Source organism: Comamonas sp. (assembly GCF_009360615.1).
Taxonomy (GTDB): domain Bacteria; phylum Pseudomonadota; class Gammaproteobacteria; order Burkholderiales; family Burkholderiaceae_C; genus Comamonas.
Genome location: NZ_SPEY01000058.1, coordinates 1 through 20,316, shown reverse-complemented (window position 1 = coordinate 20,316; position 20,316 = coordinate 1). Strand labels below are relative to the sequence as shown.

At 61.7% G+C, this 20,316-nt stretch carries 22 protein-coding genes and 1 pseudogene; 10 read left to right on the top strand and 13 right to left on the bottom strand.

All coding sequences use genetic code 11. The annotated features are described in order from the left end of the window. Window positions 1–12: 12 nt before the first annotated feature. The 3 genes from E2583_RS16165 (at window position 13) to E2583_RS16155 (ending at window position 5,663) form a co-directional block, all read left to right on the top strand. Window positions 13–3,192: an efflux RND transporter permease subunit gene (locus tag E2583_RS16165; RefSeq protein ID WP_291597249.1), complete on the top strand. Its 3,180-nt coding sequence runs from the start codon at window positions 13–15 to the stop codon at window positions 3,190–3,192. Next, window positions 3,185–4,618 carry an efflux transporter outer membrane subunit gene (locus E2583_RS16160; RefSeq protein WP_291597248.1) on the top strand — a complete coding sequence of 478 codons (1,434 nt, stop codon included), beginning with the start codon at window positions 3,185–3,187 and terminating at the stop codon, window positions 4,616–4,618. The genes E2583_RS16165 and E2583_RS16160 overlap by 8 nt, the downstream gene beginning before the upstream one ends. Before the next feature lie 199 nt (window positions 4,619–4,817). Then, window positions 4,818–5,663: a c-type cytochrome gene (locus E2583_RS16155; RefSeq protein ID WP_291597247.1), complete on the top strand. Its 846-nt coding sequence runs from the start codon at window positions 4,818–4,820 to the stop codon at window positions 5,661–5,663. An 83-nt stretch (window positions 5,664–5,746) separates the two neighbouring features. Here the strand turns inward: E2583_RS16155 and E2583_RS16150 are convergent, their stop codons facing one another. Genes E2583_RS16150 through E2583_RS16140 form a run of 3 tightly spaced genes read right to left on the bottom strand, consistent with a single transcriptional unit; the run spans window position 5,747 to window position 8,060 of the window. Then, on the bottom strand, window positions 5,747–6,307 hold the full coding sequence (locus tag E2583_RS16150; RefSeq protein WP_291597246.1) for a DUF2946 family protein: 561 nt from the start codon (window positions 6,305–6,307) through the stop codon (window positions 5,747–5,749). 29 nt (window positions 6,308–6,336) lie between these two features. Next, on the bottom strand, window positions 6,337–7,308 hold the full coding sequence (locus E2583_RS16145) for an alpha/beta fold hydrolase (RefSeq protein WP_291597245.1): 972 nt from the start codon (window positions 7,306–7,308) through the stop codon (window positions 6,337–6,339). Further along, window positions 7,305–8,060 carry a hypothetical protein gene (locus tag E2583_RS16140; protein ID WP_291597244.1) on the bottom strand — a complete coding sequence of 252 codons (756 nt, stop codon included), beginning with the start codon at window positions 8,058–8,060 and terminating at the stop codon, window positions 7,305–7,307. Before E2583_RS16140 ends, E2583_RS16145 begins: the two co-directional genes overlap by 4 nt. A gap of 112 nt (window positions 8,061–8,172) precedes the next feature. On the opposite strand from E2583_RS16140, the gene E2583_RS16135 reads away from it, so the two are divergent. The 3 genes from E2583_RS16135 to E2583_RS16125 are packed head-to-tail and all read left to right on the top strand — an operon-like array spanning window position 8,173 to window position 10,288. Then, window positions 8,173–8,790 (top strand): LemA family protein, encoded by a 618-nt coding sequence (locus E2583_RS16135; RefSeq protein WP_291597243.1) that lies wholly within the window; start codon window positions 8,173–8,175, stop codon window positions 8,788–8,790. Window positions 8,791–8,814: 24 nt separating this feature from the next. Continuing rightward, a complete protein-coding gene (locus E2583_RS16130) occupies window positions 8,815–9,747 on the top strand; it encodes a TPM domain-containing protein (RefSeq protein ID WP_291597242.1) in 933 nt (310 codons plus the stop codon). 1 nt (window position 9,748) lies between these two features. Further along, the gene (locus E2583_RS16125; protein ID WP_291597241.1) at window positions 9,749–10,288 is read left to right on the top strand and encodes a TPM domain-containing protein; all 540 of its coding nucleotides are present in this window, start codon (window positions 9,749–9,751) and stop codon (window positions 10,286–10,288) included. Between the two features lie 54 nt (window positions 10,289–10,342). On the opposite strand, the gene E2583_RS16120 is transcribed toward E2583_RS16125, so the two are convergent. Further along, window positions 10,343–11,002 carry a cold shock and DUF1294 domain-containing protein gene (locus tag E2583_RS16120; RefSeq protein ID WP_291597240.1) on the bottom strand — a complete coding sequence of 220 codons (660 nt, stop codon included), beginning with the start codon at window positions 11,000–11,002 and terminating at the stop codon, window positions 10,343–10,345. Window positions 11,003–11,143: 141 nt separating this feature from the next. On the opposite strand from E2583_RS16120, the gene E2583_RS16115 reads away from it, so the two are divergent. Next, on the top strand, window positions 11,144–11,413 hold the full coding sequence (locus E2583_RS16115; RefSeq protein ID WP_291597239.1) for a hypothetical protein: 270 nt from the start codon (window positions 11,144–11,146) through the stop codon (window positions 11,411–11,413). A gap of 156 nt (window positions 11,414–11,569) precedes the next feature. Here the strand turns inward: E2583_RS16115 and E2583_RS16110 are convergent, their stop codons facing one another. The 9 genes from E2583_RS16110 to E2583_RS16070 all read right to left on the bottom strand — a co-directional run bounded on the left by E2583_RS16110 (window position 11,570) and on the right by E2583_RS16070 (window position 18,753). After that, window positions 11,570–11,986: a F0F1 ATP synthase subunit epsilon gene (locus tag E2583_RS16110; RefSeq protein WP_003059364.1), complete on the bottom strand. Its 417-nt coding sequence runs from the start codon at window positions 11,984–11,986 to the stop codon at window positions 11,570–11,572. A gap of 133 nt (window positions 11,987–12,119) precedes the next feature. Further along, window positions 12,120–13,529, bottom strand: coding sequence for a F0F1 ATP synthase subunit beta (atpD, locus tag E2583_RS16105; protein WP_291597238.1), 1,410 nt, complete (start codon window positions 13,527–13,529; stop codon window positions 12,120–12,122). 34 nt (window positions 13,530–13,563) lie between these two features. Further along, window positions 13,564–14,430, bottom strand: a complete 867-nt coding sequence (gene atpG / locus E2583_RS16100; protein WP_003059369.1) for a F0F1 ATP synthase subunit gamma — start codon at window positions 14,428–14,430, stop codon at window positions 13,564–13,566. An 18-nt stretch (window positions 14,431–14,448) separates the two neighbouring features. Next, window positions 14,449–16,008, bottom strand: a complete 1,560-nt coding sequence (atpA, locus tag E2583_RS16095; protein WP_291597237.1) for a F0F1 ATP synthase subunit alpha — start codon at window positions 16,006–16,008, stop codon at window positions 14,449–14,451. 45 nt (window positions 16,009–16,053) lie between these two features. After that, the gene (locus E2583_RS16090; RefSeq protein WP_043370617.1) at window positions 16,054–16,593 is read right to left on the bottom strand and encodes a F0F1 ATP synthase subunit delta; all 540 of its coding nucleotides are present in this window, start codon (window positions 16,591–16,593) and stop codon (window positions 16,054–16,056) included. Window positions 16,594–16,605: 12 nt separating this feature from the next. Beyond that, on the bottom strand, window positions 16,606–17,076 hold the full coding sequence (locus E2583_RS16085; protein ID WP_003059375.1) for a F0F1 ATP synthase subunit B: 471 nt from the start codon (window positions 17,074–17,076) through the stop codon (window positions 16,606–16,608). Between the two features lie 35 nt (window positions 17,077–17,111). Further along, the gene (gene atpE / locus E2583_RS16080; protein ID WP_003059376.1) at window positions 17,112–17,363 is read right to left on the bottom strand and encodes a F0F1 ATP synthase subunit C; all 252 of its coding nucleotides are present in this window, start codon (window positions 17,361–17,363) and stop codon (window positions 17,112–17,114) included. A 45-nt stretch (window positions 17,364–17,408) separates the two neighbouring features. Continuing rightward, the gene (gene atpB, locus E2583_RS16075; protein ID WP_003059377.1) at window positions 17,409–18,272 is read right to left on the bottom strand and encodes a F0F1 ATP synthase subunit A; all 864 of its coding nucleotides are present in this window, start codon (window positions 18,270–18,272) and stop codon (window positions 17,409–17,411) included. Window positions 18,273–18,285: 13 nt separating this feature from the next. Beyond that, window positions 18,286–18,753, bottom strand: a complete 468-nt coding sequence (locus tag E2583_RS16070) for an ATP synthase subunit I (protein WP_019042020.1) — start codon at window positions 18,751–18,753, stop codon at window positions 18,286–18,288. Window positions 18,754–19,129: 376 nt separating this feature from the next. Between E2583_RS16070 and E2583_RS16065 the strand changes: the two genes are divergently transcribed. From E2583_RS16065 to E2583_RS16055, 3 genes and pseudogenes are all read left to right on the top strand, one after another. Continuing rightward, window positions 19,130–19,447: a DUF493 family protein gene (locus E2583_RS16065; RefSeq protein WP_003059380.1), complete on the top strand. Its 318-nt coding sequence runs from the start codon at window positions 19,130–19,132 to the stop codon at window positions 19,445–19,447. Window positions 19,448–19,488: 41 nt separating this feature from the next. Next, window positions 19,489–20,181, top strand: coding sequence for a lipoyl(octanoyl) transferase LipB (gene lipB, locus E2583_RS16060; protein ID WP_291597250.1), 693 nt, complete (start codon window positions 19,489–19,491; stop codon window positions 20,179–20,181). Between the two features lie 10 nt (window positions 20,182–20,191). Then, window positions 20,192–20,316, top strand: a pseudogene (locus tag E2583_RS16055) (lipoyl synthase); the annotation flags it as partial.

Genomic DNA, 20,316 nt, shown 5'->3' with positions numbered 1-20,316 from the left:
CAGGCACGATCCATGTCCAAGTTTTTCATCCACAGACCGATCTTTGCCTGGGTGATCGCGATTTTCGTGATCATTGCGGGCGTGATCTCCATCACCAGGCTGCCGGTGGCACAGTTCCCATCGGTGGCCCCTCCCACCATCAACGTGACGGCGACCTACCCGGGCGCCACGTCACAGACCATGACGGACTCCGTCCTTCAGCTGATCGAGCGCGAAATCAACGGTGCGCAAGGCCTGATGTACATGGAGGCTTCCGCACCTGCAGGCGGCCAAGGCACTCTGACCGTCACCTTTGCCCCCGGCACCAACCCCGATCTGGCGCAGGTGGACGTGCAAAACCGCCTCTCCCGCGTGCTGCCCCGGCTGCCTCAGGTCGTTCAGGCACTGGGCGTGCGCGTGGACAAGTCCATGAGCAACTTCCTGATGATTCTGGCTTTCCAGGCCGAGTCCGGGGAGACCTCGCGTGACGACATTGCAGACTATGTGAACCGCAATGTGGTGCCTGAAATCCAGCGTCTGGACGGCGTGGGCAAGGCGCAGCTGTTTGCCTCGGGCCGTGCCATGCGCGTCTGGGTGGATCCCGCCAAGCTCCAGGGCTTCGGTCTGTCGATTGCATCGGTCAACGCAGCGATTGCCGCACAGAACCAGCAGATCTCCGGTGGCGCCCTGGGCAACCTGCCCAGCACCCCTGGCACCACCACCACCGCCACGATCGTGGTGCCCGGCCAGCTGACCACGCCCGAGGAATTCGGCGAAGTGGTGCTGCGCTCCAACTCCGACGGCTCCACCGTGCGCCTCAGGGATGTGGCTCGCATCGAACTGGGCATCGAAAGCTATGCTTTCGAGTCCCGCCTGGACGGCAAGCCTGCCGTGGCCATGGCCGTGCAGCTGACGTCGACTGCCAACGCCATGGCGACTGCCAAGCTGGTCAAGGCCAAGATGGCGGAGATGGAGCCCTTTCTGCCGGCCGGCGTGAAATGGTCATCGCCCTACGACACGTCCAAGTTCGTGAAGATCTCCATCGAGAAGGTGGTGCACACACTGCTGGAAGCCATCGTGCTGGTGTTCATCGTGATGCTGATCTTCCTGCAGAACATCCGCTACACGCTGATCCCGACCATCGTGGTGCCCATCGCACTGCTCGGCACCTTTGCCGTGATGCTGGTCGCCGGCCTGACCATCAATATTCTGGCCATGTTCGCCATGGTGCTGGTGATCGGCATCGTGGTGGACGACGCCATCGTGGTGGTGGAGAACGTCGAGCGCATCATGGCCGAGGAGGGCCTGCCGCCCAAGGAAGCCACCATCAAGGCCATGGGACAGATCCAGGGCGCCGTGGTCGGCATCACCGTGATCCTGGTGACCGTGTTCCTGCCTCTGGCCATGTTCTCCGGCGCGACCGGCAACATCTATCGCCAGTTCTCGCTGGTGATGGCCATCTCGATCTTCTTCTCCGGCTTCTTCGCGCTGACCCTGACTCCCGCGCTGTGCGCCACCATGCTCAAGCCCATTCCAAAGGGCCATGCGCACGACAAGAAGACCGGCCTGCTCGGCCCTTTCTACAACTGGTTCAACCGCAAGTTTGAGGCCGGCACCAAGCGCTACTCGGCGGCTCTTTCCGGCGTGGTCAAACGCTCCGTCCAGGCCTTCATCGTCTATCTGCTGGTGATTGCCGGCGTGATCTTCATGTTCCTGCGACTGCCCACGGCCTTCCTGCCGACCGAGGATCAGGGCTATGTCATCTCGCTGGCTCAGCTGCCGCCCGGTGCGAGCCTGGAGCGCACCAGCAAGACCATGGCGGAGCTGGAGAAGTTCGCACTGAGCCAGCCGGAAACCGATCACATCGTGAGCATTCTGGGCTTCAGCTTCATGGGTCAGGGCCAGAACGTGGGCCTGGCGTTCACCACGCTCAAGGATTGGTCCGAGCGCACAGGCGCTGGCTCGGATGCCAAATCCTTTGCCGGACGCACCATGGGCGCCATGTCCACCTTGCGCGACGGCTTCATCTTCACGCTGGTTCCCCCTTCGATTTCGGAGCTGGGCAACAGCGACGGTTTCACCTTCCGCCTGCAGGACCGGGGTGCCAAAGGCCATGCGGCCTTGCTGGAAGCCCGCAATCAGCTGATCGCCAAGGCGAACAAGAGCCCCGTGCTGACCGGCGTGCGCTTTGACGGTGTGGACGACGCTCCGCAATGGCAGGTGGACATCAACCGCGATGCGGTCTATGCCCAGCGCGTGAGCATGGGGGACCTGGCCTCGACGCTGGCCACGGCCCTGGGTTCGTCCAACTCCACGGACTTCCCCAACAACGGCTTCATGCAGCGCGTCACCATCCAGGCCGATGCGGCACGCCGCATGCAGCCAGAGGACGTGATGCGACTGACGGTCCCCAACGCGCAAGGCCAGCTGGTGGAGTTGTCCACCATGGTCAGCGCCAAGTGGATCAGCGGCCCCATGCAGCTGACACGCTACAACGGCTACCCCTCCATGAGCATCACCGGCCAGGCCAAACCCGGCTTTACCAGCGGTGACGCCATGAAGGAGATGGAAAAGCTGGCCCAGGAGCTGCCCGACGGCTTCGGCTACGAGTGGACCGGCCAGTCCCTGGACGAAAAGAAGGCCGGCTCATCCGCCATGCTGCTGTATGCGTTCTCCATCCTGGCCGTGTTCCTGTGCCTGGCCGCGCTGTATGAAAGCTGGAGCATTCCACTGTCCGTGCTGCTGGTCGTCCCCCTGGGCGTATTCGGCGCCGTGGCCGGCATGCTGATGCGCGGCATGCCCAACGACATCTACTTCCAGGTGGCGCTGATCACGGTGATTGGCCTGTCGGCCAAGAACGCCATCCTGATCGTGGAATTCGCCAAGGATCTGCATGCGGAAGGCAAGACTGCGCTGGAGGCCGCGCTGGAGGCTGGCCACCTGCGTTTCCGCCCGATCCTGATGACCTCGCTGGCCTTTATTCTGGGTGTGGTGCCGCTGTACATCGCCTCCGGCGCCAGCGCTGCCAGCCAGAAGGAAATCGGCACTGGCGTGTTCTGGGGCATGGTGATCGGCACGCCGATCTCCGTGTTCCTGGTGCCCGTGTTCTTTGTGGCCGTGTTCAATCTGTTTGGCAAGAAGTCCAAGCAAGACTCCAACGCCACTCCCCCGGCGGCAATTTCTGCAGCGCAGGGAGGCTCCCAACATGAATAAAACCTTGCTACCCGTCGCACTGGCCGGCGCGCTGCTGGCCAGCGGCTGCTCCTTCATTCCTACGCTGGAGCGCCCTGCTGCTCCGGTGGCCGAGCACTACTCGGCGGCCGACGAGCAGGCTGGCGCCACGGCGGCTGCCGACATCCCCTGGCAGCAGTTCTACACGGACCCACGCCTGCAGCAGGTGATCCAGCTCGCACTGGAAAACAACCGCGACTTGCGTGTGGCCGTGCTCAACATCGAAAAGGCACAGGCCCAGTACCAGATCCAGCGTGCCGGCCAGTTCCCGGAGTTCGGTGTGGCCGGCAGCGCCAGCCGCCAGCCCAGCGCCACCACGGGCCGCTATGCCAACTCGTACATGGTGGGTTTGTCCATGCCCAGCTGGGAGATTGACTTCTGGGGGCGCATCGGCAGCCTCAAGCAGCAGGCTCTGGCCCAGTACCTGGCGACCGAGGAGGGCCGCAAGGCCGCCCAGATCAGCCTGATTGCGACAGTCGCCAATACCTGGCTGAACCTGCAGGCGGACGAGGAACTGCTGGCGATTTCCCGCAGAACCCTGGGCACCCGTGAGCAGTCCATCAAGCTGACCAAGCTGCGCCTGGACTCCGGCGTGGCTTCCGAGCTGGACTACCGCCAGGCTCAGTCGCTGACCGAAAGCGCACGCGCGACCCTGGCCCAACAAGCCGGTCAGCGCGAGCGCGACGTCAACGCACTGACTCTGCTCGTAGGACAGACCCTGCCTGCCGAGCTGCTGTCCGGCATGCAAGGCAAGCAATTGCGCGATCTGCCGGCACTGGCCGATGTGCCTTCGGGCCTGCCCTCGGACCTGCTGCTGCGCCGCCCCGACATCCGTCAGGCCGAGCAGAGCATGATTGCCGCAAATGCCAGCATTGGCGCGGCACGCGCGCTGTTCTTCCCGAACATCACCTTGACGGCATCGGCCGGTTTTGTGAACTCGGAAGTCTCCGATCTGTTCAAGTCGGACTCCGCCGCTTTCACGATCGCGCCCTCGCTGTACCTGCCCATCTTCAATGCAGGCCGCAATCGCGCCAATCTCCAGGTTGCAGAAGCCAGCCAGAAGATCGCCGTGGCGCAGTACGAGGGCGCCATCCAGTCGGCCTTCCGCGAAGTGTCCGACACTTTGGTGAATCGCCGCTCGCTCAAGGAGCAGCTCGACGCACAGTCGCGTCAGCTGGAGGCGGAACAGGTTCGCTACAAGCTGTCGGATCTGCGCTATACCAACGGTGTAGCCAGCTATCTGGATCTGCTGGATGCCCAGCGTTCGCTGTTTGCGCTGGAGCAGTCCGTGGTGCAGGTGCGTCTGGCCCAGCTGCAAAACCAGGTCAACCTCTACAAAGTGCTCGGTGGTGGCTGGACGGAGGCCGGCGCCAGCAACCGTCCTGCAGCAGCGACCTCGGCCCAATAGGCCAGCCGGTTTTTGCGCACTCGCACAAGGCGTCCTCGGACGCCTTTTTTCTTGTCCGCCACAAATGGGCTGCATAACGTTGATCCAACTCAACTCCTTTATCCAGCAGCCGTCAACCCGGATCGTCGTGCACTGGTGTTCTTAACCCTCACTTCTATAATGGTTTGTTCATTCCCATCCCACGATCTCAGAGGACTTCATGAGCGAGCAACACCACGAAGAAGCCCATACCGGCCCCATTAAAAAACCCAAGCAGTTGTTGCTTGCCGTCTTCTTCTCGTTTGTGGTTCCCATCTTCGTCATCATCGGTCTGGTCAAGTTCGTGACCTCGTCGGACACCCCCGGTGCAGGCACGGCCAATGCCGAAATGGCCAAGGCCATGCGTCTGCAGAAGGTGGGAACGGTGGAAATTCGCGACGCCAACCGCCCCCTGCGCGGTGGTGCGGAAGTCTTCAAGTCGCAATGCGCCGCCTGCCATGAGACCGGCACCGTCGGAGCCCCCAAGTTCCAGGATGCGGCGGCCTGGGGCCCGCGCATCAAGCAGGGCCTGGAGACCCTGGTGCACTCGGCTCTGGCCGGCAAGGGCGCGATGGCGGCCCAGGGCGGTGGCGAATTCAATGACACGGAAATTGCCCGCGGCGTGGTCTATATGGCCAATGCAGCCGGTGGCAACTTCCCCGAGCCCCAGCCCGCAGCCGGTGGCCCCGCTGCAGGCGATGCGCCCGCTGCAACGGCTGCAGCACCCGCTGCTGCTCCTGCTGCGGCACCGGCCGCTGAAGCAGCACCCGCCCCCACTGCAGCCGCCTCCGATGCAGGCAAGAACCTCTACAACACCACCTGCATGGCCTGCCATGCCAGCGGCGTGGCCGGCGCTCCTAAGTTCGGCGACAAAGCGGCCTGGGCGCCCTACATTGCCAAGGGCATGGACGACATGGTGCAGAAGGCCACGCAAGGCGTGGGGGCCATGCCCCCCAGGGGCGGCTCCACCGCGTCGGATGCAGACTTCAAAGCCGCTATCCAGTACATGGTGGATGCAGCCAAGTAAGCCCTGTTCTCTGAACGGCAAAAACCGGCCTTTGGCCGGTTTTGTCGTTTTCAGGCTCCAGCCCTTTGCACACAAGCAAGCCGCTATCCGACCTGACGGGTCTGCGGGCTGAGCACGAAGCCAAACTGCAGCGGCAGCAAGGCGCTGTCGGCCTCCTGCAACTGGGGCAGCACGCCGCGGTCCAGGGCATTGGCCGCATCGAGCATGTCCAGACTGTGCACCATGCCCAGACCTTGCGGCAGAGCCAGGAAAAGCCGCCCCTGCTCGTCCAGCAGCGCCTGCTGCACCTGCTCGGCAGCCCACTCCTGCCCCGTATGACTGTGCAGTTGCAAGCCATGTCCTGCGTATCGCAGACGCCATATCCACGGCGCACTCTCCAGTTCCACATACACGCGCTGCGGGCCGTTCTGAAAATACCAGCGACCATCTACCTCGACCAGATAGTTGCGTCCGATGAACTCGGCCAGCTTGTCGTGCTGCAGCAAATTGCCCCTGGAGCCGGGCTTGCCACTGGCAAACGCGCCGCAGGCCTGGGCCTGCTCGTCCCTGAGCCACCACTGGCCGCGCGCATCCAGGCCCAGCCAGCCGCTGCAGGCCGGCACATTGGGCCATTTGTGCATGGCCTGCTTCACGATGTCATCCATCATTTATCTCCTGATTCTCCGGCAGCCGCTCAGAGCCACTGCTCCAGCCATTCGGTCACCGCCAGAGGCATGGCGTGCACATGGGCAGGCCAGGCTCCGCTGGCAAAGCCCACATGCCCGCCGTGGGGCGGCTGCCATAGCTGCACGGCGGCACTCACCTCGTCGGGTGTGGGCAGGCTACACGCCGGCACAAAGGGATCGTTGCGTGCATTGAGCAGCAACAAAGGCACGGCCACCTGCTTGAGCAGCGGCTTTGCCGAGGCACGGCTCCAGTAATCATCGGCATCCCTGAAGCCGTGGACCGGGCCGGTATATACATCGTCAAACTCGTGCAGGGTGCGCGCGCGCTGCAGGCGCAGCCTGTCGAACAACCCGGGCGACTGCTGCCACTTGGCCAGCGCCTTGGGCACCAGCGTGCGCATGAACATGGGGGTGTAGAGCCAGCGGTTCAGCCCCCGCCCCAGATGGACGCCGCCGGCCACCAGGTCCAGCGGCGCACAGACCGCCGCTGCACCTTTGACGAGCTCCAACGCGGCCTGCCGCTGCACGCCGGCCCATCGGGCCAGGGCATTGCCCCCCAGTGATACGCCGACGGCCACCAACTCGCCGCCCACTCCTTGCTGAAGCCGGCGCAGGATCCAGTCCACCTCGTCCGAGTCACCGGAATGGTAGGCGCGCAGCAGGCGATTGGGCTCGCCGCTGCAGCCGCGAAAATGCGGCACGGCCAGGTGCCAGCCGCGCTGCGCGCAGACCTGGTACAGGGCTTTGGCGTAGTGGCTGGAGGAAGATCCTTCCAGCCCATGAAACAGCACGAGTGTAGGAGCGCCGGTATCCGCCGGATGGATGGAGAAATCGACATCGATGAAATCGCCGTCAGGGGTCTCCCAACGCTCACGCCGCCATGCGGGAGTCTGCCCTTGCCGGGCGCAGAGCGCCGCCCAGATGGTTTGCACATGACCGCCTGGCTGCCACCAGGGCGCACGAAACTGTTCGAAATTCATGACGACCCCAGCCAGCTCTGCAGCTCCGGTTGCAGGCCCTCTTTTTGCGCCGCACGCCAGACCAGCTCCGGAGGCGCCACATGAATTCCCGGCGGCGCCTTCAGCAAGGCGGCCTCGACCAGACGGGCCACATGCATGGCCCGCACAGGACGCTCCGTCTGCGCAAGCATATGACTGAATGCCGACAGCATGGTATTTGCCGTGCGCTGCAGCCAATGTCCGGCACCGGCTTTTTGCGCTTCCCTGGCGGAACGCACAAAAATCAGCCGCTCAAAGCCCAGCGCGGCCACGCCTTGCTCATTGAGGTTGGCCAGGCCCCGCTTCAGGGCCTGCGGCAGGCGGCCCGCATCGTGGGGCAGAACTACGGCGAGCGTCTGCACACCCCCGCAGTGCATCCACTGCGCCACGGCCTGAAGCTGGTCGGGTCGGGGGGTCCACAGGGCCCGCTCGCGCTGGTAATGGAGACGCGGCGGCTCGAACATGATGAGGCCCACATCGGCATGCTGCACAGGCCATTGCCGCACATCGTCATCTTGCTGCGCGAGCAACTCCATGCCACGCAGGCCCTGCACATATGGCTCGCGCGCCAGCACCTGGACCAGCGCATAGTTCTGAGCGCCAACCACGCGGCTGAGCACCTCGTTGCCCAGCGCCCCCGTGGCACCGGCCAGCAACAGGCGCGGCCCGGCCGCAGTCTTGGGGCCGGGACGCTGTGCGTGGCGCAGGGCATCGAGTGGAGAAACAGTGGACATGACTGCAATGCTAGCGCCGCCAGGACGCGGAGAGGGCGACAGACGTCGCACACACACCCTTGCCAAGCCCTTATGCTATGGTTTGCGTCTCAATTTCGTGAATGGAACACCCATGAAACGCTGGCTTCTGGCAATCGCAACCGCCGCCTCCATGCTCTCCCTCACGGGCTGCGGCTATAACGACTTTCAGCGTCTGGATGAGAAATCCAAGGCAGCCTGGAGCGAGGTGCTGAATCAATACCAGCGCCGCTCGGACCTGATCCCGAACATTGTCGCCACGGTCAAGGGCGAAGCCAACTTCGAGCAGGAGACCCTGACCCGGGTCATCGAAGCACGCGCCAAGGCCACCTCGATTCAGGCCACGCCCGAGCTGATCAACAACCCAGAAGCTTTCAACAAGTTCCAGCAGGCCCAGGGCGAGATCTCCAGTGCGCTCTCGCGCCTGATGGTGGTGGCTGAGCGGTATCCCGAACTCAAGGCCAACCAGGCGTTCCGCGACCTGCGCGTGACGCTGGAGGGCACGGAAAATCGCATCACCGTGGCGCGCAACGAATACATTGGCACGGTGCAGGCCTACAACGTGCTGGCGCGCAGCTTCCCCACCAATATCACGGCCAAGGTGTTCAGCTACCCGGTCAAGCCCACCTTCACGGTTCAGAACGAGGCCCAGATTTCCCAGCCACCGGCCGTTGACTTCAGCACGCCGGCTGCGCCAGCAGGCAGCAAGTAATTGCGCGCACCGCTCTTGAAATTCATGCAAGGATCGCCTCAAGCCCTTATATACAAAGCGCTTGCAGCCATCATCGTTGCCATCATGGCGCTGCTGTCGGTGCCACAGGCCAAGGCGCAGGACGGCGCGGGCACCGCGCTACAGCCCGTGCCCGAGCTGACGGCGCGCGTGATCGACCAGACTGGTACGCTGACCCCTGGCGACCTCCAGTCCCTGAGCGAGCAGCTCAAGAAGCTGGAGGATGAGACCGGAGCCCAGGTCGCCGTGCTCATGGTCGCCACCACGGCCCCGGAAGACATCGCCGCCTATGCCTGGCGGGTGGCCAGCAGCTGGAAGCTGGGGCGCAAGGAAATCGGCGACGGCTCTCTCATTGTCGTGGCCAAGAACGACAGGCGCATGCGCATCGAGGTGGCGCGCAAGCTCGAAGGCGCGATTCCCGACATTCTGGCCGCACGCATCATCGATGGAGCCATGAAGCCACGCTTTCGCACCAACGACTATGCGGGAGGGCTGTCAGCCGCCATCGAGCAGATGAGCCTGCTGATTCATGGCGAGAAGCTGCCCGCACCACCGTCCCAGGCGCACAAGTCCGGCCCATCATGGTCCGTCCATCTGGACTTTCTGCTTCCGCTGCTGTTTTTCGGGTTTCCGATCGGGATTGCCATCGCCCGCGCCATTTTCGGCCGCGTGCTGGGTTCGCTGGTCATCGGAGGCATTGCAGGGGTGGCCGCCTATGTGATCACCACCAGCCTGCTGGTCGCTGGCGTGGCAGGCCTGGTGGGTCTGATCTTCACCCTGCTCTCCAATCTCTCGCGTGGCAGCGGCGGCCCCTATGTCAGCACCGGCGGGGGTGGCGGCTGGAGCAGCGACAGTGGAGGCGGGTTCAGCTCGGGAGACAGTTTCAGCTCCGGTGGCGGCGGCAGCTTTGGTGGCGGTGGCGCCTCGGGAGATTGGTGAAATGCGCAATGTCTTTCAACGCTTGGCACGCCTGGTGAAACACCGCTGGGCCGAACGGCATCTGCGCAAGGCCTTGCCGCCGGCCACGCTCAAGGAGCTGGAGCTGCTGATCGCCAAGAGTGAGCTGGGCCACACCGGCCAGATCCGCATCTGTGTCGAGGCCGGTCTGCCCTGGAGCTATATCTGGCGCGATGCCACAGCCCGCCAGCGCGCACTTTCACAGTTCGCCAAGCTCCGTGTCTGGGACACGGAACACAACAACGGCGCCCTCATCTACCTGCTGCTGGCCGATCACGCCATCGAAATCGTGGCCGACCGGGCCCTGGACCGCACCATGAACGCCGAACAATGGCAGACGCTGATCAGCGATATGCAGTCAGCCTTCCAGGGCGGACATTTCAGCGTGGGCCTGATATCGGCCCTGGAGCGAGTCAACCGGCAGCTGCAGGCGCATTTCCCGCGAAAATCCGCCGCCAACGCGCAGCGAAACCTGCCCGACACGCCCGTGGTCGAGCGGCATCTGCCAGGCCGAAGCCACTGATCCGATATTCCGGCAGCTCGCGTCGTTTCAGCAAGAGGCTGCCGGTTCGAAGCCTCAATCCAGCACCGCTCGCCCATACGGCGAACACAACCAGAGCACGGCCGTCACATTGATCAGAACCATGAGCCAGAACTGCCGCTGAAAACGGGGCTTGCTGCTTTTGTGGCGCAGCCATTGCTGGGCCAGCAGGGCACCGGGCCAGCCGCCGCCCAGCGCCAGGATCTGCAGCGTTATTTCCGGCGTGCGCCACTGCCCCTTCCGGGCAGCCCATTTGTCCTGCCAGTAGGCCATGAACGCCAGCATGCTCAGGCACGCATAAAGCAGCCAGAGCATGTGCGGCACGCCCCAGAGCACGGCGGCACCCAGCATCAGCAGCAGCCAGCAGAGCACAACGCCATAGCTGACGTCACTCGAAGCATGCCAGCCCTGAGGCGCTGTTCGCGAGGAGAGTAAACGGCCTGCAGGCGTCCTGCTGCGCCGGACCTGAGGCTCCGAGCCGCCGGGACGCCATGTCACCTGTAGCGCACGCTTTCTACCCTGCGCCATGCCGACGGCAAACTCCAGGCGAAGACCGGGCTGAGGACGCTGCGCTGCAGGCGGGCGCGGCTCAAAGGCACCGATATGGACAAACAGGCGCTCGCCACCACCATCGACCTCTATCCAGCCAAAGCCACGCTCGTCATTCCATTGCGTCAGGGTGCCGCTGTAGCGCATCTCCGTCCTTTGTTGTTTTTGACACCGCGAACAGGCCTGCCGATGAAAAAAGCAGGCGCTTCCCGTCCAGAAAAAATCTATTTCCCCGCATGCCTGTGTTAGTTTTGGGGCAGCCGTATTTTCCTAAGAAAGCACTCAAGCATGCAGAAATCCCTGTTCTCCCTGGCCGTCATCAGCTCTGCCCTGGCCCTGAGCGCCTGCTCCTCCATCAGCCCCAGAGGCGCCGAAGCACCGACCGAGTACGATTACGCACTGAGCTGCAAGCTCAAGGAAGATGACCCGAAGAAGTGCGAAGCCCAGATTCGCGCCCTGTGCGAAGACCCCAGCAAGGCCGTGGTGCGCAAATCGCGCCATGTGGACCCCAAGGACAACTCGGTGGTCTACGGCTATCAAGTCGCCTGCAACGGCTGAGCCGCTCGTCCCCAACTCCAGGTATTGATGTATACCGCCTCAGGCCCTTGTCCGGAAAGCGCGTGAGGCTCCGAGTCCTGGAGTCACGAAACATAAAAAAAGCCACCGCATGCGGTGGCTTTTCAGCGGATGCAAGTGCCCTGAGGACACAGGACATCAACGCTTCTGGCGATACTTGCGCAGAGCAGCAATCTGGGCGGCCATGACGGCCAGCTCGGACTGTGCACGAGCGATATCCAGCTCGCCCTTGGCGTTCTTCAGGGCTTCCTCGGCGGCAGCCTTGGCCTTCTGCGCCTTTTCATCGTCCAGATCCTTGCCGCGGATGGCGGTATCGGACAGCACGGTCACGCAGTTGGGTTGCACTTCCAAAATGCCGCCGGCCACGAAGACGAACTCTTCGCTGCCATCAGGCATTTCGATGCGCACCGAACCCGGCTTGATGCGGGTGATCAGCGGTGTGTGGCGGGGATAAATGCCCAGCTCGCCCGCTTCACCGGGCAAGGCGACAAAGCGCGCTTCACCGGAGAAGATGGACTCTTCGGCACTGACCACATCAACGTGAATAGTGTTCATCTTTGCTCCTAGAAAAGGTAAAAACTGGTCCTAAAACAAGCACACCCTAAGCCAGAGACGCCGAGCGAGGGCGTCATCCCCCTCCTGAAAGAGAGGGGGAAGCGGCGCAAGCCGCTCAGGGGGTGCAAGCCAGTTAGGCTGCCAGCTTCTTGGCCTTCTCGAAGGCTTCGTCGATGGTACCGACCATGTAGAAAGCCTGTTCGGGCAGGTGGTCGGCTTCGCCATTCACGATCATCTTGAAACCACGGATGGTTTCAGCCAGAGGAACGTACTTGCCTGGGGCACCTGTGAACACTTCGGCCACGTGGAACGGCTGGGACAGGAAACGCTGGATCTTGCGAGCACGAGCCACGGTCAGCTTGTCTTCGGGAGCCAGTTCGTCCATACCCAGAATCGCGATGATGTCGCGCAGTTCCTTGTAGCGCTGCAGCGTGCCCTGCACTTGGCGAGCCACCTTGTAGTGCTCTTCGCCAACCACTTGGGGATCCAGCTGGCGGCTGGTGGAGTCCAGAGGGTCCACGGCGGGGTAGATACCCAGCGAAGCGATGTCACGGGACAGCACCACGGTGGAGTCCAAGTGAGCAAAGGTCGTGGCGGGCGAGGGGTCGGTCAAGTCATCCGCTGGCACGTACACGGCCTGGATGGAAGTGATCGAGCCCACCTTCGTGGAGGTAATACGCTCTTGCAGCTTACCCATTTCTTCCGCCAGGGTAGGCTGGTAGCCCACGGCGGAGGGCATACGGCCCAGCAGAGCGGACACTTCGGTACCGGCCAGCGTGTAGCGGTAGATGTTGTCCACGAAGAACAGCACGTCCTTGCCTTCGTCACGGAACGACTCGGCCATGGTCAGGCCGGTCAGCGCCACGCGCAGACGGTTTCCTGGAGGCTCGTTCATCTGACCGTAAACCATGGCAACCTTGGACTCGCCCAGGTTCTCTTGGTTGACAACGCCAGCATCGGACATTTCGTGATAGAAGTCGTTACCTTCACGGGTACGCTCACCCACACCAGCGAACACCGACAGACCGCTGTGGGCCTTGGCGATGTTGTTGATGAGTTCCATCATGTTCACGGTCTTGCCCACACCGGCACCACCGAACAGGCCCACCTTGCCGCCCTTGGCGAAGGGGCAGACCAAGTCGATCACCTTGATGCCGGTTTCCAGCAGTTCCTGCGAAGGCGACAGTTCGTCGTAAGCAGGAGCCTTGCGGTGGATGGCAGCGGTCAGGGTCTGATCCACGGGACCACGTTCGTCGATGGGGTTGCCCAACACGTCCATGATACGGCCCAGGGTCGCCTTACCCACGGGAACGGTGATGGGGTTGCCGGTGTTGGTGACCATCAGGCCACGCTTCAGACCGTCCGAAGAACCCAGGGCAATGGTACGCACCACGCCGTCGCCCAGCTGCTGCTGAACTTCCAGGGTCAGGGCCGAGCCTTCCAGCTTCAAGGCGTCATACACCTTGGGCACCTGGCCGTGGGCAAACTCCACGTCCACCACGGCGCCAATACATTGAACAATCTTGCCTTGCACTTGAGCCATTTTTTGCTCCAATCTGTTTGTTCGTTAAAGCCGTTTACACAGCGGCTGCGCCTGCCACGATTTCCGACAACTCGGTCGTAATCGCTGCCTGACGCGTCTTGTTGTAGACCAGCTTCAACTCGCTGATGACGTTGCCGGCGTTGTCGGTAGCGGCCTTCATGGCCACCATGCGCGCCGATTGCTCGGACGCCATGTTTTCCGCAACTGCCTGGTACACGAGGGACTCCACGTAACGAACCAGCAGTTCGTCGATGACGCTCTGAGCGTCGGGCTCGTAGATGTATTCCCAGGATGCACCCGTCTTCTCGGCTTGCAATTTTTCGGACGACAGGGGGAGCAGTTGCTCCACCACCGATTCCTGCTTCATGGTGTTGATGAACTTGGTGTACGCCAGGTACACCGCGCTCAACTTGCCTTCAGCATATTGGTCCAGCAACACCTTGACAGGCCCGATGAGCTTGTCGAGGTGAGGCGTGTCGCCCAAGCCTGTAGCGTGAGAGACCACCTTGGCACCGACACGGTTCAGAAAACCCAGTCCCTTGCCGCCAATGGCCACCGCTTCTGTCGCAATGCCCGCATCCTGCTGTTCGCGCAACTTGTTGGTGACGACACGCAACACGTTGGTGTTCATGCCGCCGCACAAACCCTTGTCGGTCGTCACCACAATGACGCCGACCTTCTTGGCATCGCTCACTTGCATGAACGGATGCACATATTCAGGGTTGGCTTCGCCAAGATGGGCTGCAATGTTGCGGATTTTTTCGCTGTATGGACGGGCAGCCAGCATCCGGTCCTGCGCCTTGCGCATTTTGGATGCAGCCACCATTTCCATGGCTTTGGTGATCTTCTTGGTGTTTTCCACCGATTTGATCTTGCCGCGTATTTCCTTACCTGCTGCCATGATGACTCCTCGCCGGTATTAAGCGAAGGACTTCTTGAATGCAGTAATGGCTGCAGTCAGTTCAGCTTCGTCCTTGCCTTCCTTGTCGAAGGCGCGCTTTTCGTTGAGACGGTCGAGCAGAGCACCGTGGCTGGTCTTCAGGAACTGGTGCAGACCCGATTCGAAGGGCAGCACTTGCTTGACTTCGATGTCGTCCATGAAGCCCTTGTTCACTGCGAACAGCGAGGCGGCCATCAGAGCGGTCGACAGAGGAGAGTACTGAGCCTGCTTGAGCAGTTCGGTCACGCGGGCACCGCGGTCCAGCTGCTTGCGGGTTGCATCGTCCAGGTCGGAAGCGAACTGCGCGAAGGCAGCCAGTTCACGGTACTGTGCCAGGTCGGTACGGATACCGCCGGACAAGCCCTTGACCACCTTGGTCTGAGCGGAACCACCCACGCGGGACACCGAGATACCGGCGTTGATGGCGGGACGGATACCGGCGTTGAACAGGCTGGTTTCCAGGAAGATCTGGCCGTCGGTGATCGAAATCACGTTCGTGGGAACGAAGGCGGACACGTCGCCGGCCTGTGTTTCGATGATAGGCAGGGCCGTCAGCGAACCCGTCTTGCCCTTGACCTCACCCTTGGTGAAGGCTTCGACGTAGTCGGCATTCACGCGGGCGGCACGCTCCAGCAGACGGCTGTGGAGATAGAAAACGTCGCCAGGGAAGGCTTCACGTCCGGGAGGACGGCGCAGCAGCAGCGAAACCTGGCGATAGGCCACGGCTTGCTTGGACAGGTCGTCATAAACGATCAGAGCGTCTTCGCCGCGGTCGCGGAAGTATTCACCCATGGTGCAGCCAGCGTAGGCCGACACGTACTGCATGGCAGCGGATTCGGAAGCGGTGGCCGCCACGACGATGGTGTAGTCCATCGCGCCAGCTTGCTCCAGAGAGCGCACCACGTTCTTGATCGAAGAGGCTTTCTGGCCGATCGCGACGTAGATGCAGGTAACGCCCTGACCCTTCTGGTTGATGATGGCGTCGATGGCGACAGCCGTCTTGCCCGTCTGACGGTCGCCGATGATCAGTTCACGCTGACCACGGCCCACGGGAACCATGGAGTCGATGGACTTGATACCGGTTTGCAGAGGCTGATCCACGGACTGACGTGCGATCACGCCAGGAGCGACCTTCTCGATCACGTCCGTCATCTTGGCGTTGATGGGGCCCTTGCCGTCGATAGGCTGACCCAGGGCGTTCACCACGCGGCCGACCAGCTCGGGGCCCACGGGCACTTCCAGAATACGGCCGGTGCACTTGACGGTGTTGCCTTCTGCGATGTGCTCGTAAGCACCCAGAATCACGGCGCCCACGGAGTCGCGCTCCAGGTTCAGAGCCAGGCCGTAAGTGGGTTGACCGTCGGCGCCTGCGGGGAATTCCAGCATTTCGCCAGCCATCACGTCCGACAGGCCGTGCACGCGCACGATACCGTCAGTCACCGACACCACGGTGCCTTGGTTACGGACGTCAGTGCTAGCAGCCAGCCCTTCGATGCGGCTCTTGATCAGTTCAGAAATTTCTGCGGGATTGAGTTGCATGACTCTTTCCTTCTTTCTTGTGTGTTAGCCGAGACCTCAAGCGCATTACGCGGTGAGGGCCGCTTTCATTTGTTCCAGACGGGCCTTGACGGAGGTGTCCAGCACCTCGTCGCCCACCACGACGCGAACGCCACCGATCAGCGATTCATCGAGCTTCACGGTGAGATTCAGCTTGCGGCCAAAGCGCTTTTGCAGCGTGGCGCCAAGCTCGGCCAGCGCTGCATCCTCAATCGGGAAAGCGCTGTACACCACGGCATCCGAAGAGCCGCTCTTGCTGTTCACGAGGCTGCGGAACTGGGCTGCCACTTCAGGCAGCACGTCCAGACGGCCGTTTTCGAGGACCACATGCAGGAAGTTGCGTGCGGACTCGGGCAATGCCGACTTGGCCACACCCGTGACGAGATCGAACACTTGCGCGTCGCTCACGTTCGGGTTGTCGGCCAGTTGGCGCAATTGCGGGTTGGCGGCAATCGCCGCCAATTCCTCCACCCAAGCGACAGTGCTGTTCAAGTCTGCGCCCTTGTCGACACAGGCTTTGAACAATGCTTCGGCGTAAGGGCGGGCAATGGTGGCGAGTTCTGCCATTTTTTGCTTTCCTTACAGCTCTGTCTTCAGGCGGTTCAGCAGATCAGCGTGGATACCGGCATTGACTTCCTTCTTCAGGATCTGCTCGGCACCCTTGACGGCCAGCGCTGCCACTTGCTCACGCAGGGCTTCACGGGCAGCAATGGCTTGCTGGTCAGCTTCAGCGCGGGCAGCAGCAACAATCTTGTTGCCTTCTTCTGTCGCGCGGGCCTTGGCTTCTTCAATGATGGCCTGGGCGCGGCGTTCGGCGTCCGCAAGCCGCGAAGCTGTTTCGTTGCGCGTCTGGGCCAATTCCTGCTCGACGCGCTTGTTGACAGCGGTCAGTTCGGTCTTGGCCTTGTCGGCAGCAGCGAGGCCATCGGCGATTTTCTGGGCTCGCTCATCCAGTGCCTTCGCGATCGGGGGCCACACGAACTTCATCGTGAACAGCGCCAGAACCAGGAAAACACCAAGCTGAACGAACAGGGTCGCGTTAATACTCACGGCAACACCTTTCTATTTAGGGCGTTGAACGGAGCTTAGGCAACCAGTTGGAAGGGGTTGGCGAAGGCGAACAGCAGAGCGATAGCCACACCGATCAGGAAGGCGGCGTCGATCAGACCAGCCAAGATGAACATCTTGGTTTGCAGTTCGTTGATCAGCTCAGGCTGACGTGCCGAGGATTCCAGGAACTTGCCACCCATCAGAGCGATACCGATCGAAGCGCCGATAGCGCCCAGACCAACAATCAGACCACAAGCCAGAGCGACGAGACCGAGAACGTTTTCCATGATGACTCCTAGGGATTAAAGAAAGGTTGAGTGAAAGAAAGGATTTCAGTGAGCTTCATGTGCCTGGCCGAGGTAAATCAGCGTCAGCATCATGAAAATGAAGGCTTGCAGGGTAATGATCAGGATGTGGAAGATCGCCCAGATCGAACCTGCAATGATGTGCCCCACGGGGAGCAACACACCGGAAAGCGACATGGCAGCCGCACCGCCCATCAAGGCGATCAGACAGAACACCAACTCACCAGCGTACATATTGCCGAACAGTCGCATACCGTGCGAAACCGTCTTGGCAATGTATTCAATGATTTGCATGGCCAGGTTCACAACGCCCAGGATCACAGCAAACACGGGATTCTTAGAGGTACCGAACGGAGCGGTCACCAGTTCGTGAGCCCAGCCGCCCATGCCCTTGATCTTCACCGAGTAGATCAGGCACAGCACCAGCACGCCGGTCGACAGACCCAGAGTGGTGGACAGGTCGGCAGTAGGCACGACACGCAGGTAGGCATGGGAGTCGCCCTGGGCGGTCTGCCACAGCACGGGCAGCAGATCCACAGGCAGCATGTCCATGGCGTTCATCGCGAAGATCCAGACGAACACGGTCAGTGCCAGAGGAGCGATGAACTTGCGAGATTCAGCGTTGTGAATATTGGCCTTGGCCTGGTTGTCCACCATTTCGACCAGCATTTCCACCGCAGCCTGGAAACGACCGGGAACGCCGGAAGTCGCCTTGCGGGCAGCCAGCCAGAGGACGAACAGGCACAAAGCGCCCAGAGTCACACTCACGGCAATCGAATCCAGATTGAACACGGAGAAGTCGATGATGGACTTCTGCTTGATGTTCTGGAGGTGTTGCAAGTGGTGAACGATGTATTCACTTGCAGTTGGTGCGTGCGCTTCTGCGGCCATCGGTCAACTTCTCTCAAATATCAATCGGTTTTTGGACACTGGATCGCACCAGAAGCGCAACCCAATACGTTTTCATCACAACAATCAAGCCGACCAGCAGCGCCAGCCAGCTCAGGTCAGGTACCAGCTTGGGTGCAGCCGCCAACATGGCAATGCACAGCACCAGCTTCACCAGCTCCCAACCGAAAATCCCTGCCATGGCGCCACCGGCACCTCCCGGCCGCTGACGAACCACGCCTCTTGCAAACAGCGCCGCGGGCAACACGACCGCCAGCGCTCCATACGCTGCCGACCAGCCTGCGGCTGCACGCCCCGTGATCAACCACGACAGCAAAGCCACGATAACGCCTACCAGCGTCTGAACCATGACGATGCGCCAGACCGAAACCTGCGGAAAGCGCGAACGCCATGCAGAGGCTTCTTGTGCAGTCAGGGGCTTGAAGTCTTCGACTTCGTCCTCATCCTGGAAATCAGCGGGCATGTTTGTCATGTTTTCTTTCGCACCGCTGACCAGGCAAGACTTTTTTACAAAGCCTCTGATTATAAGTAAAAACCCCCGTCGTTAGATAGGGGTTGATACTGTCATGCGCAAAACGTCTTTGACAAGACCTGAGGGTTGTCGCCGAGTGACAACATTTGTCGCCCGCAGCTTTGGTGCGGCGCGAGTGTGCCTCAATTGAAAAAACCGATTGCCCTGAATTGTCCGCCTGCACCCGGGGGCTTTGAGGGTTCGCAGGTCCGCGATCCCTCGATTAGGCCCACGCACGCAGGGCTGTCCCGCGTGGCGCACAATCTTTCCTACTCATTGACAGGCTGTTTCACCAACGGCAATTTTTCATTTCAGCCAAGGACTCTTCATGAGCGACACGCCCAACACCTCTGCCGCCAACGAGAACGGCCAGCAAGAAGACCCTCGCAAGGATTCGCTGATCGAGTACCCGAGCCAGTTCCCCATCAAGGTCATGGGTGTCAAGAATGAGCATCTGGTGCATGAAATCACCAAGATCGCCGAGAAATTCGACCCCAGTTTTGATGCCAGCACCGTCGAGCTGCGCCCCAGCTCGGGCGGGAACTACCTGGGCGTGACCATCACCATCACGGCCACCAGCCGCGAGCAACTGGACGATACCTACCGCGCACTGACCTCTCACCCCCTGGTGAAGGTTGTGCTGTGAGCGACAGCCCGATTGCCTGTGCATCGCAGCCCCCCGAGACCATGGACCTGCGCTTTCTGGGGCGCACCGGCTACGAAGCAGCCGTGGCCGCGATGCAGGAGTTCACACGCACCCGAAACGCGAGCACGCGTGACGAGCTCTGGATTTGTGAGCACTCACCACATTTCACGCAGGGACTGGCTGGCAAAACCGAGAATGTTCTGAACCCCGGGGATATTCCGGTGGTGGCGACCAACCGTGGCGGCCAGGTGACCTATCACGGCCCCGGTCAGGTGGTGGCCTATCCGCTGCTGGATCTGCAGCGCCTGGGCTACTTCGTCAAGGAATATGTGTACCGACTGGAGGATGCGGTGATCCGCACGCTGGACCATTTCGGCGTCACCGGCCACCGCGTGGCAGGCGCGCCCGGTATCTATGTGCGCCTGGACGACCCGCGCAGCCATGCCATGCTGGAGCAGCGCCCGCAGCAGCGCGAACCGGGCAGCCCGGCACCCCGGCCGCATTTCGAGGGCCTGGGCAAGATTGCCGCCCTGGGCATCAAAGTCAGCCGCCACAGCACCTACCACGGAGTGGCACTCAATGTCGATATGGATTTGGAACCTTATTTGCGAATCAACCCTTGCGGATACGCAGGGCTGAGGACGGTGGACCTTTCTACAATCGGCATACAGACAACCTGGGACGAGGCCGCATCCGTGCTGGGCCGCCAGCTGAAGGCGCGTCTCTCTCCCTGAAGGCAAGATCATGAGCACCAATGAAGTCGTGCGCGAAGCGCAGTCCGCCGAAAACTACAACCCGCTGGCCAAGCAGAAGGCTGCCGCCAAGCTGGCGCGCATCCCCGTGAAGGTGGAGCAGGCCGAAGTCCTGAA